At 62.7% G+C, this 17,028-nt stretch carries 15 protein-coding genes; 7 read left to right on the forward strand and 8 right to left on the reverse strand.

From position 1 onward, the window contains the following. Nucleotide 1: 1 nt before the first annotated feature. Nucleotides 2-610, reverse strand: coding sequence for a phosphonate C-P lyase system protein PhnH (gene phnH / locus BHMPCIPO_RS27330; RefSeq protein WP_173519862.1), 609 nt, complete (start codon nt 608-610; stop codon nt 2-4). Continuing rightward, nucleotides 610-1,077 (reverse strand): phosphonate C-P lyase system protein PhnG, encoded by a 468-nt coding sequence (gene phnG / locus BHMPCIPO_RS27335; RefSeq protein WP_173519863.1) that lies wholly within the window; start codon nt 1,075-1,077, stop codon nt 610-612. Before phnG ends, phnH begins: the two co-directional genes overlap by 1 nt. A gap of 84 nt (nt 1,078-1,161) precedes the next feature. Between phnG and phnF the strand changes: the two genes are divergently transcribed. The 3 genes from phnF to BHMPCIPO_RS27350 all read left to right on the forward strand — a co-directional run bounded on the left by phnF (nt 1,162) and on the right by BHMPCIPO_RS27350 (nt 4,116). After that, the gene (gene phnF, locus BHMPCIPO_RS27340) at nt 1,162-1,899 is read left to right on the forward strand and encodes a phosphonate metabolism transcriptional regulator PhnF (protein WP_376741706.1); all 738 of its coding nucleotides are present in this window, start codon (nt 1,162-1,164) and stop codon (nt 1,897-1,899) included. A gap of 161 nt (nt 1,900-2,060) precedes the next feature. Next, entirely contained in the window at nt 2,061-3,455 is a 1,395-nt protein-coding gene (locus tag BHMPCIPO_RS27345; RefSeq protein ID WP_173519864.1) for a selenium-binding family protein, read from the forward strand. Nucleotides 3,456-3,489: 34 nt separating this feature from the next. Further along, the gene (locus BHMPCIPO_RS27350) at nt 3,490-4,116 is read left to right on the forward strand and encodes a hypothetical protein (RefSeq protein ID WP_173519865.1); all 627 of its coding nucleotides are present in this window, start codon (nt 3,490-3,492) and stop codon (nt 4,114-4,116) included. 37 nt (nt 4,117-4,153) lie between these two features. On the opposite strand, the gene BHMPCIPO_RS27355 is transcribed toward BHMPCIPO_RS27350, so the two are convergent. From BHMPCIPO_RS27355 to BHMPCIPO_RS27380, 6 genes are all read right to left on the reverse strand, one after another. Then, nucleotides 4,154-4,843: a glutathione S-transferase family protein gene (locus tag BHMPCIPO_RS27355; RefSeq protein ID WP_173519866.1), complete on the reverse strand. Its 690-nt coding sequence runs from the start codon at nt 4,841-4,843 to the stop codon at nt 4,154-4,156. Nucleotides 4,844-4,933: 90 nt separating this feature from the next. Next, nucleotides 4,934-5,524, reverse strand: a complete 591-nt coding sequence (locus BHMPCIPO_RS27360; RefSeq protein ID WP_173519867.1) for a VOC family protein — start codon at nt 5,522-5,524, stop codon at nt 4,934-4,936. Between the two features lie 338 nt (nt 5,525-5,862). Then, nucleotides 5,863-8,001 (reverse strand): methylmalonyl-CoA mutase, encoded by a 2,139-nt coding sequence (gene scpA, locus BHMPCIPO_RS27365; protein WP_173519868.1) that lies wholly within the window; start codon nt 7,999-8,001, stop codon nt 5,863-5,865. 40 nt (nt 8,002-8,041) lie between these two features. Then, a complete protein-coding gene (locus BHMPCIPO_RS27370) occupies nt 8,042-10,045 on the reverse strand; it encodes an acetyl-CoA carboxylase biotin carboxylase subunit (protein WP_173519869.1) in 2,004 nt (667 codons plus the stop codon). Nucleotides 10,046-10,075: 30 nt separating this feature from the next. After that, nucleotides 10,076-10,366 carry a hypothetical protein gene (locus BHMPCIPO_RS27375; RefSeq protein ID WP_246304578.1) on the reverse strand — a complete coding sequence of 97 codons (291 nt, stop codon included), beginning with the start codon at nt 10,364-10,366 and terminating at the stop codon, nt 10,076-10,078. 11 nt (nt 10,367-10,377) lie between these two features. Beyond that, entirely contained in the window at nt 10,378-11,910 is a 1,533-nt protein-coding gene (locus tag BHMPCIPO_RS27380; protein ID WP_173519870.1) for an acyl-CoA carboxylase subunit beta, read from the reverse strand. Between the two features lie 158 nt (nt 11,911-12,068). Here BHMPCIPO_RS27380 and BHMPCIPO_RS27385 point away from each other — a divergent pair, with 158 nt between their 5' ends. The 4 genes from BHMPCIPO_RS27385 (at nt 12,069) to mmsB (ending at nt 16,858) form a co-directional block, all read left to right on the forward strand. Beyond that, nucleotides 12,069-13,487, forward strand: a complete 1,419-nt coding sequence (locus tag BHMPCIPO_RS27385) for a helix-turn-helix domain-containing protein (RefSeq protein ID WP_173519871.1) — start codon at nt 12,069-12,071, stop codon at nt 13,485-13,487. Nucleotides 13,488-13,686: 199 nt separating this feature from the next. After that, nucleotides 13,687-14,829: an isobutyryl-CoA dehydrogenase gene (locus BHMPCIPO_RS27390; RefSeq protein ID WP_173519872.1), complete on the forward strand. Its 1,143-nt coding sequence runs from the start codon at nt 13,687-13,689 to the stop codon at nt 14,827-14,829. 23 nt (nt 14,830-14,852) lie between these two features. Next, nucleotides 14,853-15,905 carry an enoyl-CoA hydratase/isomerase family protein gene (locus tag BHMPCIPO_RS27395; RefSeq protein WP_173519873.1) on the forward strand — a complete coding sequence of 351 codons (1,053 nt, stop codon included), beginning with the start codon at nt 14,853-14,855 and terminating at the stop codon, nt 15,903-15,905. 56 nt (nt 15,906-15,961) lie between these two features. After that, the gene (gene mmsB / locus BHMPCIPO_RS27400) at nt 15,962-16,858 is read left to right on the forward strand and encodes a 3-hydroxyisobutyrate dehydrogenase (RefSeq protein WP_173519874.1); all 897 of its coding nucleotides are present in this window, start codon (nt 15,962-15,964) and stop codon (nt 16,856-16,858) included. The last annotated feature ends 170 nt before the right edge of the window (nt 16,859-17,028 follow it).

Genomic DNA, 17,028 nt, shown 5'->3' on the forward strand with positions numbered 1-17,028 from the left:
GTCACGCCTCCTTGAGCGAAAGACGGGTTGTGCGCGGCAGGCAGACGAGCCTGTCTCCGGCCGTCAGCACGAGATCGACACCGCGCGGGAAGATCGCGCGATTGCTCGTCCAGAATTCGAGGAAGACGTCGGGCAGGCCCTTCACGGCAATTTCCGTCTCGCCCTTGATCCCGGGACCCTTGGCGGTGAGCACTTGGCCGCCGGTCAGCGCCTCGACTTCGATGACGAGCGTCGTTGAACGATCCGGGTATTCCTGCGTGCCGAGCGAGAACTGGTCGAAACCGGGGAAGGCGGCGCCTTTTTCGATGAAGGCGAAGCGGGCATCCGTCTTGCTGACGGTGGCGGAGGCACCCGTGTGGAAGGAGATCCATTGCGGAACGGCCGATTTTCCGAGCGCCGAAGTGAGCCAGATGGGCGTGTCATGATCGCAAAGTGTGAGCGCTACCGCTCCGGCAGCGACGCTGAGCGGAGCGGGTGGGGTGCCCGTCGTCTCGAGGTGCTTGATCGTGCCCGGACGAGCGAAACCGTCCATCAGGCAGCGGAAGACGGATTGGGCGGCAAAGACCGGATCCGCGAAAGCGCCGGCGTAGATCTGCGATTGGCTGGCCATCAGTCGTCTCCCCGGACCATGGTGAAAAAGTCGACGCGGGTAGCCGCAGTCTCTTCGGCCTTGCGGCGTTCTTCCTGCGCGATCCGCTCGGCCACGCGGCGAAGCAGGGACGCGACATCTGCCTTGTTGCCAGCGCACTGGGAAAGGGCGTCGAAGATTGCCGCCAGGCGGGCGCGCTGCCTGTCGGTACCGAGCATCTGCCCGTGGCCGATCTCGCCGGTCGAAAGCCGGATGGTCGCGCGCGAGACCGTAGCCTCGCCAAGATTGAATGGATCTCCGCCGCCGCCGATCCGGCCGCGCACCATGACGAGACCTGTTTCCGGGCCGCGGACCGGATGAACCTCCGGCTTATCGGCCAGTGTTTCCCAGGCGGCATTGAGCTCGTCGAAGGTTGCGCGGGCGAGCAGCCCCATGGCTTTCTTGCGCGCCGGGTCCGGCGGGCTTTCCTGTTTCAGCTTCGCATCCATTATTTTCACCTCAAATGTCTATTGATCTAGACAACTGTACATCTTATACTTTTCCATAACGTCGGCAAATGACAGGCTTGTGACATGGCAATGCGAAAAGTGGTGGAACGCCAGACCGGTGTCGCTCTCTGGCGGCAGATCGCCGACAGGATCCGCCTGGCCATCAGCAATGGCGACTATGACGCGACCGGCATGGTGCCGCCCGAAACGGCGCTCGCCGGCGAGTTTGGCGTCAATCGGCACACGGTCAGAAGTGCGCTGGCGGCCCTTGCCGAAGAGGGGCTGGTGCGGGCCGTCCAGGGACGCGGCACGATCATCGAACGCAAGGAAAGGGTGAGTTATCCGATCTCGAAGCGCACGCGGTTCTCACAGGGCCTCGGCCATCAGGTGAAGGAGATCGGAACCAGACTGATTGCGCATACCGAAGTGCCGGCAACCGGCGAAGTGGCGACAGCACTTGGCATCAGGCCCGGTGATCCGGTGATCGAACTCAGGACCGTCAGCAGCGGCGACGGCCGCCCGCTCTCGGTGTCATCGAGCTACTATCCGGCGCATCGGTTTCCGCGCATGGCCGAGGAGTTCGAGCGCTTGCATTCCGTCACCAAGGCCTTCGCCGCCCATGGCCTGGATGACTATGTGCGCGCCTCGACCGAGATCGTCGCCCGCCATGCCGACGCCGAGGAACTTTCGATGCTGCAGCTTTCGCCGGGTGCGATCGTCCTCGAGGCGCAATCGCTCAATGCCGATCTCAACGGTATACCGGTTGAGTTTTCCCGCAGCCGCTTTGCGGCGGACCGGATGAAACTGCGGATCGAGACATAGGATAGCGCCGCCAACTGCCCACGGCGACGACGCCACGCCCAGCTTCAAGCGTTCGATCGAGGAAATAAGGCGGATAGGTCGCATTTCCGACGTGTTTTTGCCGCATCACCGATACCTGCATCAGGATCCACGCATTGGGAATTCTCGCAGGGAGAATGGAAATGGCGACGTGGCGACCCGATCCTTCCTTCTATCCATCACCGCGCATGGCGGCCAAGGCTCCAAAGGAAACGCTTGCCTATGTGGCGGCGTTCGATCCCGAGCGAACAAGGCCGGACGCGATTGCAGTCGTTGACGTCGACCCGGCGTCTTCAAGCTATTCGCAGATCGTCGGCCAGGTCGAGATGCCGAATGTCGGCGACGAGTTGCACCATTTCGGCTGGAATGCCTGCTCCTCGTGCCTGTGCCCCAATGCGCCCCATCCGCATGTCGAGCGGCGGTATCTGGTGGTGCCGGGTTTGCGATCCTCGCGTCTGCACATCATCGACACCAGGCCGGATCCGCGCAATCCGACGATCGTCCGGGTGATCGAGCCTTCGGAGATCGCTGAGAAGGCGAATTATTCGCGGCTGCACACGACCCACTGCGGACCCGAGGGGATTTACGTCAATGCGCTCGCCGATCGCGACGGCAATGCGCCCGGCGGCATCTTCCTGCTCGACCATCGGAGCTTCGACGTGCTCGGGCAATGGGAAATGGATCGAGGTCCGCAGAAACTCGCCTATGATTTCTGGTGGCACCTCGGCCATGACACGATGATCACCAGCGAATGGGGCACGCCGGATACGTTCGAGAACGGGCTGGTTCCGGAGGTGCTGCTCGGCTCGAAATATGGCCGCCGCTTACATTTCTGGGACCTGCACAAGCGCAAGCACCTGCAGGAGATCGATTTCGGCGAGGAGCACCAGCTCGTCTTCGAACTGCGCCCGGCCCATGATCCGACCAAGGCCTATGGCTTCGTTGGCTGCGTCATCAGCCTCAAGGACCTCTCGGCCTCGATCTGGACCTGGTATCGTGACGGCGAGCGATGGGCCGTGAAGAAGGTGATCGAGATTCCGGCAGAACCGGCGGACCCGGATCTGTTACCGCCGGTGCTGAAAGGTTTCAGCGCAGTCGCGCCGCTCGTCACCGATATCGATCTCTCGATGGACGACCGCTTCCTTTACGTCTCCTGCTGGGGCACCGGCGACATGATCCAATACGACGTTTCCGACCCCTTCGCGCCGAAGGAAACGGGCCGGGTGCGGATCGGCGGGATCGTTTCGCGTGCCTCCCATCCGAAGACTGTAAACGGAGCGCTGAACGGCGGCCCACAGATGGTGGAGATCAGCCGTGACGGCAAGCGGGTCTATTTCACCAATTCGCTCTATGGCGCCATCGATCCGCAATTCTACCCTGATGGTGTCGACGGATGGATGGTCAAACTCGATGTCGCCGACGGTGGCGGCATCGCCTTCGACGAGAACTTTTTCGTCGACTGGCCGAAAGGCCACCGCCCGCATCAGGTTCGCCTCGAAGGCGGCGACTGCTCGTCCGATTCCTATTGTTATCCATAGGGAGGGGGGCGACCATGCGGTCCTCTCAGGGCGAATGACGACCGTCTGGCCATGGCTTTCGATTATCGGTCTCGGCGCCTTTCACGGCATCAATCCGGCGATGGGTTGGCTCTTTGCGGTGGCGCTCGGGCTTCACCGCCAGAGCCGCCGGATCGTGTGGTTGTCGCTTGCTCCGATTGCTGTCGGTCATGCCGCCTCCGCTGCGCTCACGCTGGCGGTGGTCGTCACGTTCGGCGCGGTGTTGGAGCCGCACCATTTCAGGCTCGTCGCGGCACTGCTCATTCTCAGCGTCGCTGCGTACGGCGCGTTTTGCGGACACCGGCACCGGGTGAGGGTCGGCATGCGTGCCGGCATGGCCGGACTTGGCCTCTGGTCCTTCCTGATGGCGACGAGTCACGGGGCGGGCCTGATGTTGGTTCCGGCGGTCCTCAGTCTCTGCGTCGTGGATCGAGCCGGAGACCTTGCGGTCGCAGGCTCGCTGCCGGTCGCGCTTGCCGCTGTTGCCGTTCATGGCGCGGCAATGCTGGCCGTCGTCGCGGCGATGGCGATTGCCGTCTTCGAATGGCTTGGCCTGGCAGCACTTCGCTCGGCCTGGATCAATTTTGACCACCTCTGGACGGTGGCCCTGAGCGCGACCGGTATCGTGCTTCTCGTCCAGTGAACCCGTGCTATGACCGCCGATCGAGGCGGGGATGCGCCTAACCTTGGGCCTTCACATAGCTGATGTAACCGCGCACGTCGGTGGCCGGTTCGGTGTAGGCATTACCGAGCGTCCTCTCCATGTTGCCGACGTAGGTCTTCGCCCAGTCCGGAAGCGCGTAGTCGATTGCCGCCAGGAACTCGAGGGTTGCTGCGAGCCGGATGTCGGCGATCGACGGCTTGGATCCGCCGATGAAGGGCTTGTCGCCGATATAGAACGCCCGAAAGACGTCAAGCGGTTCGGCAAGCGCCTCTACGGCTGCCCGTCGCGCCTTCTCCTTCGTCTCCGCGTCGGCATCGCTGCAACCGACTTCGCCCGGATAGAGCGGGAAGTTCAGCGCCGGGTAGGTGGCCCGCGCGAGATAGGGATAGAAGGTGCCGATAAGGTAGAACATGGCGCTATCGATCATGGCGCGGGTCTCGGGATCCTTGGGATAGAAGTCGTCGAGCCCGTGCTTGTTGCAAAGATACTGCATGATCGCGCAGCTCTCCCACAGGGCACCCTTGGGCAGCTCCGCAGTCTCCATCATCGGTGTCAGATGCGACGGAGCCTTCGCCAGATATTCGGCCGTCCGGGTCTGGCCAAAGACGTCTTGCTCGCTGAAATCGAGTTTGGCTGCCCGCAAAAAGACGCGCACCGTCATGTTGTTGACGCTGGGCTTGATCACGTTGAGCTTGATTGCAGACATGTCACTCCTCCCTTTTGGTCGCGATACCGCAATTGCTGCCTTTCCGGCCGGTTGCGCGCGTTGGACGATAGGCGGTGAGCGCGACTGAATTTATCGCGACCGATACGGATCCTTCGGCTGCCGGTCGGACGACAGCGTCGGGCGGGCGCGCGCGGTCAGTGCCTCGATCGCATCGGCCAAGTGCACCTCGGCGATATTGTAGTCGCCGCGTGCGACCCTGACCCTGTGTGCCTCCATCAGCACCTCGGCATGGCTGTGGCTCGGCGGCGGCTCGAAGCGATAGGAGGCAAGTTCGATCAGCAGCCCCAAAGGATCCTCGAAGTAGATCGAGTCCATGAAGCCGCGATCCTTGACGCCACTGTGCTGGATGTTCCGCTCGTCGAGTCGCTCCACCGCCTGGTTGAACGTCGCGCGCGAGACGGCGAAGGCGATGTGGTGCACGCAGCCGATATCCGTCGGTGTTCGCTCGGGGGCGGGCTTGCGGTTCTCGTCGGTGAAGATGGTGATCAGGCGGCCATCGCCCGGGTCGAAATAGAGATGGCTTTCGCTTGCCCGGTCGAGGTTCGGCTGCTCGAAGATGAAGGGCATGCCGAGAAGCCCCTCCCAGAAATCGATCGACGTCTGCCGGTCGGCGCCGACGAGCGTGATGTGATGAACCCCTTGCGATTGCAGTTTTCGCATGAATGGCCTCCCGATGAAGCGGAGGACCGGGGCGAAACGGTATCTGGTTTCACCCTTTCCGCTGCACTCGATTGTCGTCCGTCGCGAGAAGAAGGCAAGCGCCAATGCAGGGGGAAGCTGCGAGGAACGAGTTGAGCGCCAAGCATCAGGGATCATGCACGATGTAGCCGCAGGTCCCGATCAACAGGAGTTGCGGCCAGAAGCGGCCAAGCAGGCGCCCCATGAGGGCGAAGGGGCCGAACACTTCGGCGATCGACGTCATCGACACAACATAGTTGCACCGACCGGCGACAACAACCGCGCGAGACAGCAGAGAGCCAGAGACCTCCGCCTCCGTGTCAGATATTGCGGCGCTTGCCCTCGATCAGGTCGAGCACGGCGCGCGCCGCGTCGAGCACGTTGGTGCCCGGGCCGAAGACGGCCGAAACGCCGTTGTCCATCAGGTAGTCATAGTCCTGGCGCGGGATGACACCGCCGCAGATGATGATGACATCTTCGCCGCTGCGCTTCTTCAGGGCTTCCGCGAGTTGCGGCATCAGGGTCTTGTGGCCGGCCGCAAGCGATGAGACGCCGATGACATTGACCTTGTTGGCCAGCGCCATGTCCGCAGCCTCATCCGGCGTCTGGAATAGCGGCCCCGCAAGTACGTCGAAGCCGATGTCGCCGAAGGCAGACGCGATCACCTTGGCGCCGCGGTCATGCCCGTCCTGGCCGAGCTTGGCAACCATGATCTTCGGCCTGCGGCCAAGTTTTGCCGAAACCTCGTCGAGACGTCCGGAGAGAACGTCGAGTTCCGGCTCGCCCTCGTAGGCCTTGCCGTAGATCTTGCTGACGACCTTGGGCGTTGCCGCGTGGTCGCCGAAAGCTCTGCGCATCGCGTCGGAAATCTCGCCGACGGTCGCGCGCGCCCGTGCCGCCTCAACGGCGGCGGCAAGCAGATTGCCTTCGCCGGTACGTGCCACCTCGGAAAGGGCGCCTAGAGTCTCCTCGACCTTGATGCTGTCGCGTCGCCGCTTGGTCTCCTCGATGCGGCGGATCTGCGCGGCTCGCACGGCGCTGTTGTCGATCTCGAGGATGTCGATCGGCTCCTCATTGTCGAGGCGGTACTTGTTGACGCCGACGATGATCTCCTCGCCCTTGTCGACCGCCGCCTGGCGACGGGTCGCCGCCTCTTCGATCAGCCGCTTCGGCAGGCCCGCATTGACGGCGCGGGTCATGCCGCCCATCGCCTCGACCTCTTCGATCAGTAGCCAGGCTTTTTCTGCGAGCTCGTTGGTCAGGCTTTCGACGTAATAGGAGCCGGCGAGCGGATCGACCACCTTGGTGACACCGGTCTCGTGCTGCAGGATCAGCTGCGTGTTGCGGGCGATGCGTGCAGAAAACTCCGTCGGCAGCGCAATCGCCTCGTCGAAGGAGTTGGTGTGCAGTGATTGCGTCCCGCCGAGGGCCGCCGACATCGCCTCGAAGGCCGTGCGGATGATGTTGTTGTAGGGATCCTGCTCCTGCAGCGAGACGCCGGAGGTCTGGCAGTGGGTGCGCAGCATCAGCGAGGACGGCTTCCTCGGCTCGAACTCCTTCATGATCCGCGTCCAGAGCAGACGCGCTGCCCGCAGCTTCGCTGCCTCCATGAAGAAGTTCATGCCGATTGCGAAGAAGAAGGAGAGCCGGCCGGCGAAGTCATCGACATTCAGACCCTTCGCCAACGCCGCGCGCACATATTCACGTCCGTCCGCGAGCGTGAAGGCGAGCTCCTGCACCAGCGTCGCGCCGGCCTCCTGCATGTGGTAGCCGGAAATCGAGATCGAGTTGAACTTCGGCATCTCCTTGGCCGTGTATTCGATGATATCGGCGACGATGCGCATCGACGGTTCGGGTGGGTAGATATAGGTGTTGCGGACCATGAACTCCTTCAGGATGTCGTTCTGGATGGTGCCTGAAAGCTTGTCGCGCGAAACGCCCTGTTCTTCGCCGGCAACGATGAAGGAGGCGAGGATTGGGATGACCGCGCCGTTCATGGTCATCGACACCGACATTTCGTCGAGCGGGATTCCGTCGAACAGGATCTTCATGTCCTCGACCGAGTCGATCGCCACACCCGCCTTGCCGACATCGCCCTCGACGCGCGGATGATCGCTGTCGTAGCCGCGGTGGGTTGCAAGATCGAAGGCGACCGAAAGACCCTTCTGGCCCGCCGCGAGGTTCTTGCGGTAGAAGGCGTTCGAGGCCTCGGCGGTGGAGAAGCCCGCATATTGGCGGATCGTCCAGGGGCGGCCGGCATACATGGTGGCGCGCGGTCCGCGCAGGAATGGCTCGAAGCCCGGCAGCGAATTCAGATGATTGATGCTGGCGAGATCGTCGGCCGTGTAGAGCGGCTTTACCGCAATGCCCTCCGGCGTCTGCCAGGTGAGGCTTTCCGGCGCTGCCTTGAGTTCACGCTCGGCGAGCGCTTCCCAGTCCTTGATGGTCTTGTCGGTCATCGGATGTTCTCCTGGACGATGGCGTCGACGGCGAGCGCCATCATTCGAATTCCATGATCAGTTCGTCGACGGCGAGGCTAGCGCCGGCGGCGACCGCCACGCGCTTGACCACGGCCCGTTTTTCGGCGCGCAGGATGTTCTCCATCTTCATTGCCTCGACGACCGCGAGCGCCTGCCCCGCCTCGACGGTATCCCCCGCCTTGACCGAGACCGAGGTGATGACGCCGGGCATCGGGCAGAGCAGCATGCGCGAGGTGTCCGGCGGCAATTTCTTCGGCATCAGCCGCGCGAGTTCCGCAACGCGCGGGCTCCTGACATGTGTGACGACATCAATGCCGCGCCAGCGCAGCCGGAGGGCGGTTCCGACCAGCTCGACTTTGACGCTCATGGGCTCATTGTCGATGTTGAAGGTGGCAAGCGTACGACCGGGCGCCCAGTCGCCGGCGATGGTCACCGACGTGCCATCGGCGAAGCTCACAAAGGATCCGTCGGCGGATGCGCCGGCAGTTACGGCGAGATCGCGATCGGCGAGGCTCACCACCCAATCATGGCCGACGACGCGGCGATGATTGCCGATCGTGCCGGAGATCTGGCTGGCGCGTTCCTGCAGTACCTGGTTGATCGAGACGGCGACGGCAGCAAGCTTGCGCAGCGACTGCTCGTCGCCCGCAACGCCATGGAAGCCGTCGGCGAATTCCTCGGCGATATAGGCGGTCGTCAGCCGGCCCTCGCGGAAGCGCTGTTGCTGCATGACAGCTGCAAGGAACGGCAGGTTATGGCCGATGCCTTCCACCTCAAACTGGTCGAGCGCGTCGGCCATTGCCTCGACCGCCATAGGCCGGTCCGGTGCCCAGGTGCAGAGTTTGGCGATCATCGGGTCGTAGAACATCGAGATCTCGCCACCCTCGAAGACACCGGTGTCGTTGCGCGTCACCGTGCCGTTGTCGCGCGCGCCCTCGACGGGGGGACGGTAGCGCGTCAGCCGGCCGATCGATGGCAGGAAGTTGCGATAAGGGTCTTCGGCATAGAGCCGGCTTTCGATAGCCCAGCCATTAAGCTTCACGTCCTCCTGGCCGAAAGCGAGCTTTTCGCCGGCGGCGACACGGATCATCTGCTCGACGAGGTCGAGCCCGGTGATGAGCTCGGTCACCGGATGCTCCACCTGCAGGCGGGTGTTCATCTCCAGGAAGTAGAAGTTGCGCTTGCCGTCGACGATGAATTCCACGGTGCCGGCCGAGTGGTAGCCGACCGCCCTGGCGAGCGCGACAGCCTGTTCGCCCATGGCCTTGCGGGTCTCGGCATCGAGGAAGGGTGAGGGGGCCTCCTCGATGACTTTCTGGTTGCGCCGCTGGATCGAGCACTCGCGCTCTCCGAGATAGAGCGTGTTGCCGTGCTTGTCGCCGAGCACCTGGATCTCGATATGGCGCGGTTCGGTCACGAACTTTTCAATGAAGATGCGGTCGTCGCCGAAGGCGTTCTTTGCCTCGTTCTTCGAGGACTGGAAGCCTTCGCGCGCCTCCTGGTCGTTCCAGGCGATGCGCATGCCCTTGCCGCCGCCGCCGGCGGACGCCTTGATCATCACGGGATAGCCAATCGACGCGGCGATCCTAACGGCCTCGTCGGCATCCTCGATGAGGCCCATATGGCCCGGAACCGTCGAGACGCCGGCTTCTGCGGCCAGCTTCTTGGAGGTGATCTTGTCGCCCATTGCCTGGATCGCGCCAACCGGCGGACCGATGAAGGCGACCCCTTCCTTTTCCAAGGCGTCGGCAAAGATGGCGTTTTCGGATAGAAAACCGTAGCCAGGATGGACGGCATCGGCGCCGGTCTTGCGGATCGCGTCGATGATCTTGTCGATGACGATATAGGACTGAGCTGACGGCGAGGGGCCGATATGCACGGTCTCATCCGCCATGCGCACATGCATCGCGTCGCGGTCGGCGTCGGAGTAGACAGCGACCGTCGCAATGCCGAGCTTCTTCGCGGTCTTGATGACGCGGCAGGCGATTTCACCACGGTTGGCGATGAGGATTTTCTTGATCATTTGTTTCTCTTTCAAAGCCTTCATGGCGCGTCAGCGTTTGAATTTGCGGCGATAGGGCAAAAGCGCGATCGACGATGCCGCGGCAGCACCTGCGAAGAGCAAAGTGAAGGGCACGACGACCATGAGGGTCGCGAGAACCGGGCTGGTGGAGCGGGCGATATGGGTACCGACGGCGCCGATGTTGAGCCAGATGAGCACCCCGGCCGTCAGCGCCCCGATCGCCCCGCCGATCAGCGCGTTGACGCTCATGTAACGCAGCATCTGCCAATGGTCGCGCCGGGCCTCTTCCGGCGTCATGACGCGCTCTGGCTCCCGTTCCATCATCGCCTCCATCAGAGCGGGATCGTATCGTGCTTACGCCAACGAACATCGACCTGCTTGTTGCGTAGCGATGCGAAGGCGCGGGCGATGCGGCGCCGCGACGAATGCGGCATGATCACCTCGTCGATGAAGCCGCGTTCGGCCGCCACGAACGGGTTGGCGAAGCGTTCTTCATATCCCTTCGTTCGCGCGGCGATCTTCTCGGCGTCGCCGAGTTCCGAACGGTAGAGGATTTCGGTCGCGCCTTTGGCACCCATCACAGCGATCTCGGCGGTCGGCCAGGCATAGTTGACGTCGGCGCCGATGTGCTTGGAGGCCATGACGTCATAGGCGCCGCCATAGGCCTTGCGAGTGATCAGCGTCACCATCGGCACGGTCGCCTGGCTATAGGCGAAGAGCAGCTTGGCGCCGTGCTTGATTACGCCGCCATATTCCTGGCTCGTGCCGGGCAGGAAGCCAGGCACGTCGACGAGCGTCAGGATCGGAATCGAGAAGGCATCGCAAAAGCGCACGAAGCGGGCGGCCTTGCGTGAACTGTCGATATCGAGGCAGCCGGCGAGCACCGTAGGCTGGTTGGCGACGACGCCGACCGTCTGGCCTTCCATGCGGATGAAGCCGGTGATGATGTTCCTAGCGAAGCTCTGCTGAAGTTCGAAGAAATCACCCTCGTCGGCAAGAGCCAGGATCAGTTCCTTCATGTCGTAAGGCTTGCTGGCGCTATCGGGGATCAGGCTGTCGAGACGCATTTCGAGCCGCGACGGGTCGTCGTGGAAGGGACGAACCGGCGGTTTCTCGCGATTGTTGAGCGGCAGGAAGTCGAAGAGCAGGCGCGTCGCTTCGAGCGCTTCGATGTCATTTTCATAGGCGCCGTCGGCGACCGAAGACTTTGAGGTGTGCGTGCGTGCGCCGCCGAGTTCTTCCGCCGTGACGATCTCGTTCGTCACCGTCTTCACGACATCGGGGCCGGTCACGAACATGTAGGACGAGTCACGGACCATGAAGATAAAGTCGGTCATGGCGGGCGAATAGACCGCGCCGCCGGCACAGGGGCCCATGATCACCGAAATCTGCGGAATGACGCCGGAGGCTTCGGCATTGCGGCGGAAGACCTCGGCATAGCCGGCAAGCGAGGCAACGCCTTCCTGGATACGGGCGCCGCCTGAATCATTGAGGCCGATGACCGGCGCGCCGTTTCTGACCGCCATATCCATGATCTTGCAGATCTTCTGCGCGTGGGTTTCGGAGAGCGAACCGCCGAGCACGGTGAAGTCCTGGGAGAAGACATAGACCTGACGGCCATTGATCGTGCCCCAGCCGGTAACGACGCCATCGCCGGCGACCTTTTGGCTCTCCATGCCAAAATCGACGCAGCGGTGGGTGACGTACATGTCGTATTCTTCGAAGGAGCCCTCATCGAGCAGCACTTCGATGCGTTCGCGTGCCGTCAGCTTGCCTTTGCCATGCTGGGCGTCGATCCGCCGCTGGCCGCCGCCGGCTCTTGCTTCGGCCCTGCGGGCTTCGACCTGTTCTAGTATGGCGCGCATGGTGCCCTCCCGATTTTTTCACTGCCCGGCTTTTTCAACGATTGTGCAGAGGCGCTTCGAGCTTCGCAATAGCGTCGAAGGTCGGATGGAAAAACGTCCCTTCATGTGCAAATGTGAAATAGAGAATTTTGTGAAACGTAAATTGCAAAGTTGCGAACATGGCGATCGGCAAGCTTTATATCGGCCGCAAGGTCAGGGAACTGCGGGAGGCGAACAGGGCGACGCAAGGTCAGTTCGCCGAGCGCATCGGCATCTCCACCAGCTATCTCAACCAGATCGAAAACAACCAACGGCCGGTCTCGGCCGCCGTGCTTCTGGCACTGGCCGAAAAGTTCCAGATCGATATTGCCGAGCTTTCGACTGGCGAGGGCGATCGCCTGCTCTCGGCGCTCTCGGAGGCTCTCAGCGATCCCTTGTTCGAGACCTATTCGGCAAGCCTGCAGGAGCTGAAGCTCGTCGCGCAGAACGCGCCGGGGCTGGCGCATGCACTAATCACCTGTCACCAGGCCTATCGCCGCAACAGCGAACAGCTTGCAAGCATCGATGACACGATCGGCCGCGGCGGGCCCTTCGTCGAAACAACGCCCTATGAGGAAGTGCGCGACTTCTTCCATTTCGTCGACAATTACATTCACGAGATCGACATGCTTGCGGAGCGGCTCGCCGGGGAACTCGGACTCGGTGAGGGTGACAATCACGCCGCACTTGCAAGCTATCTGGAGCAGCGCCATGGCGTGCGGGTCGTTCGCGGCGCCGCCGGCGACGAGGCGATCCGTCGCTTCGATCCGCGGGCCCGGCTTCTCACCCTCAACCCCTATGCGCCGGCGGCGACCCGTGATTTCCAGATCGCGTTGCAGATCGCTCAGCTTCATGCCCGCGAGGAGATCGACCGGGTGGCCGGCGGCGCCGGCTTTCGCACCGAAGAGGCCTATGAGATCTGCCGCATCGGCCTGCAGAACTACTTCGCCGGTGCCCTGATCCTGCCCTATCAGGCCTTTTCAAAGACCGCCCGTGACTTGAGGCACGACATCGAGCTGCTCTCCGCCCGCTTTGGCGCGTCGCTGGAACAGGTCTGCCACCGCCTCTCGACGCTGCAACGGCCGGGACAGAAGGGTATACCGATCTTCTTTGCCCGCATCGACCGGGCCGGCAACATCACCAAGCGCCACAGTGCCGCGAAGCTGCAATTTGCCCGTTTCGGTGCGGCTTGTCCGCTCTGGAACGTGCACCAGGCGTTCGAGGCGCCCGGCCGGATCATCCGGCAACTGGCCGAGACGCCTGACGGAGTTCGCTACCTCTGTCTCGCCACCCAGATCACCAAGGGGGGTGGCGGTTTCCGCGCCGCGCAGCCGCGTTATGCGCTGGCGCTCGGCTGCGAGATCTCTTACGCCGATGCCTTCGTCTATGCCGACGACATGGATCTCGGTAACCGCGCCGCTTTCGATCCGATCGGCATTTCCTGTCGCATCTGCGAGCGGACGAAATGCGCGAGCCGCGCCGTACCGCCTTTGAAGCGCCGGCTGATCGTGGATCATGACTTACGCGGCGCTCTGCCGTATCGTTTAAGCGAGAGTTGATTTGGGGCGTCTGTTCATTTTTGAACAGAACCTGTGAGAAGTTGCATCTGTGCCGGTACGAAGTTTGGTGTAACTAGGCCCCCTACGCCTACAACAGTGCCGCGCGTCTTGTGAGACGCGCAAAGGTCGCAGTAGGACTCTGAGGTGCTGCAGGTTTAAAAGAACCTGCGGCAGGTATGCGGTCAGGGAGGACGTGCATATGGATTTTCGCTTGTCGGAGGAGCAGGAGGCCATTCGTCAGATGGCGCTCGATTTCGCCCGCGACGAACTCGCCCCTCACGCAATCGACTGGGACCAGCAAAAGCACTTTCCGGTCGATACACTACGCGGTGCCGCGGCCCTCGGCATGGCCGGCATCTATGTCCGTGATGATGTCGGCGGCACGGGGCTGACCCGGCTCGATGCCGCGATCATCATCGAGGCGCTTGCGACCGGCTGCCCGGCCGTCGCCTCCTTCGTCTCGATCCACAACATGTGTGCCGGCATGATCGACCGCTACGGCACGGACGAACAGCGGCAGCGGCTGCTGCCGAAGCTTTTGACGATGGAAGTGCTTGCAAGCTACTGCCTGACCGAGCCCGGCTCGGGCTCCGATGCGGCAGCCCTGAAGACCAAGGCGGTGAAGGACGGCGACAGCTATGTGCTGACCGGCCAGAAGCAGTTCATCTCCGGGGCTGGTGAATCCGGCCTCTACGTCATCATGGCCAGAACCGGCGAGGAGGGCCCCAAGGGCATTTCCACCTTCGTCATCGAGAAGGACGCCCCTGGCCTGACGTTCGGCGCCAATGAGAAGAAGATGGGCTGGCACGTCCAGCCCACCCGCGCTGTAATGCTCGATGGCGTGCGCGTGCCGGCGGAAAACCGTCTGGGTGCGGAAGGCGATGGCTTCAAGATCGCGATGGGTGGGCTCGATGGCGGCCGTCTCAACATCGCCGCCGCGTCCCTCGGCGGCGCCCAGACCGCCTTCGAGAAAGCGCTGGCTTACGTCCAGGAGCGCCGTGCCTTCGGCAAGGCGATCGGCGAATTCCAGGCGCTGCAATTCCGTCTGGCCGACATGGCAACCGATCTCGAAATCGCCCGGACGTTCCTGTGGCGTGCCGCTTCGGCGCTGGATGCCGGCGACGCGGAAGCGACTAAACTTTGCGCGATGGCCAAACGCTTCGTCACCGACCGATGCTTCGCTGTCGCAAACGACGCCCTACAGCTTCACGGCGGCTACGGCTATCTCGCCGATTATGGCGTCGAGAAGATTGTCAGGGATCTGCGGGTGCACCAGATCCTCGAAGGTACCAACGAGATCATGCGCCTCATTGTTGCGCGTTCCATCATCGGCCGGAAATAGGCCGGAAACAGAAAGGACCGTTCATGGACATGCAGGCGCCAGAAGTCATCGTCGAGCGGCAGGGAGCGATCGGCAGGATCCGGCTTAATCGAACGCGGGCGCTGAACAGTCTCAACGTGCCGATGATCCGACTGATCGCGGCGGCCCTGACCGAATTCGAAAACGACCCGGCTGTTGCGGCGGTGCTCGTGACCGGCGAGGGCGAGCGCGGGCTTTGCGCCGGCGGCGACATTCGCATGATCTACGAGAGCGGTCGCGAGCGGCCGGCGGAAGGTGCGCAGTTCTGGCGCGAGGAATTTATCGTCAACAGCCGCATCTCCGGCTACCGCAAGCCGTATATCGCGATCATGGATGGTATCGTCATGGGCGGCGGTGTCGGGATTTCCGCCCATGGCAGCCACCGCATCGTCACCGAACGCACGCGGCTGGCGATGCCGGAGACCGGGATCGGCTATTTCCCCGACGTGGGCGCGACCTGGCTGCTGCCGAAAGCCCCCGGCGAATTCGGCACCTATCTCGGGCTGACCGGCCGGGATATCGTCGCTGCGGATGCCATCCATGCCCGGCTTGCGGACAGCTTCGTTACGTCGCACAAGCTGGAGGTGCTCGTCGCGGATCTTGCGAGGCTGCCGGCAACGGCAGGGCGCGGTGATGTTGATGCGGTGATTGCAAGGCATTCGTCTGAAGCTCCGCCCACGCCGCTTCAGCACCATCTTGCACTGATCGATCGCTGCTTCGCCTTCGATACGGTGGAGGAAATCCTGGCGGCGCTTGCGGCGGACGGCTCCGATTTCGCGAAGGAAACGCTGGCGCTGCTCTATTCCCGTTCGGCCCTGAGCATGAAGCTTACACTCGACCTTTTGCGCGCCGGCCGTCGCAGTGCGTCGCTGAACGAATGCCTCGAACGGGAATATTCTGCGACGCTCGGCATGCTTTCCAACGACGACTTCTACGAAGGCGTGCGTGCCGCGGTGATCGACAAGGACCGTAGTCCAAAATGGAATGTTGCGCTGGCCGACGTCACGCCTGAGATGCTCTTGCGTTTCGCCAGAAAGGACCACCCGCCGCTGTTCTAGCGCCTGAGGATGGGGCGCATGTCGGCTTGGCCGAGTTTCAATGCAGGAGGAGTAACATGACGAAGATCGCCTTTATCGGGCTCGGCAACATGGGCGGACCGATGGCCGCCAATCTGGTGAAGGCGGGCCACGCCGTCAGCGGCTTCGACCTGTCGGAAGCCTCGCGCAATGCCGCGGCAAAGACCGGGATCGCCGTCGCCGGCTCGATCGCCCATGCGGTGCGCGGCGCCGAGTGCGTGATCACCATGCTGCCTGCCGGCACCCATGTTCTCTATGTCTGGGATGAGCTTCTCGGCTTCGTCGATCCGGGCACGCTCCTGATCGACAGTTCGACGATCGATGTCGACAGCGCCCGCAAGGCGCATGCCCTTGCGGAAAAGATCGGTTGCCCATCTCTCGATGCGCCGGTTTCCGGGGGAACCGGTGGTGCTGCGGCCGGCACGCTCACCTTCATGGTTGGCGGCAGCGATGACGCCTTTGCCCGCGGCAAGCCGCTGCTCGAGGCCATGGGCAAGAAGATCGTCCATTGCGGCGGGGTCGGCGCCGGCCAGGCGGCAAAGATCTGCAACAACATGATCCTCGGCATTTCCATGGCAGGGGTTTGCGAAGCCTTTGTGCTCGCGGAACGGCTGGGGCTGTCGCACCAAGCGCTGTTCGACGTCGCCTCGACCTCGTCCGGGCAATGCTGGTCGCTGACGACCTATTGCCCGGTGCCGGGTCCGGTCCCGACCTCGCCCGCCAACAACGACTATAAGCCGGGCTTTGCCGCGAGCCTGATGCTGAAGGATCTGAAGCTTTCGCAGCAGGCGGCAAGTGCCAGCGGTGCGACGACGCCGATGGGCGCGCAGGCCGCGCAGCTCTATTCGATGTTCGAGACGCTCGGTCATGGTGGCGAGGACTTTTCCGCCTTGATCCGGCTGCTGCGCGGCAACGATGAGGTAAAGGCCGGCTAATCCATCCACGTCCATGGATTTTTGCCCGTTTGACCGGGCGAAAATCTGCTCTTTATGCCTGTGAATAGAAATTCTGTTTTATTTTCAATGTGTTGTAAGAATTCTATCGAGGCCGTGAAAATGTCTGTTGACGTGTGAGAGGGGGTGGGTCTATAAGCCCGATCACTGAC

This window comes from Ensifer sesbaniae, assembly GCF_013283665.1.
GTDB classification, from domain to species: domain Bacteria; phylum Pseudomonadota; class Alphaproteobacteria; order Rhizobiales; family Rhizobiaceae; genus Ensifer; species Ensifer sesbaniae.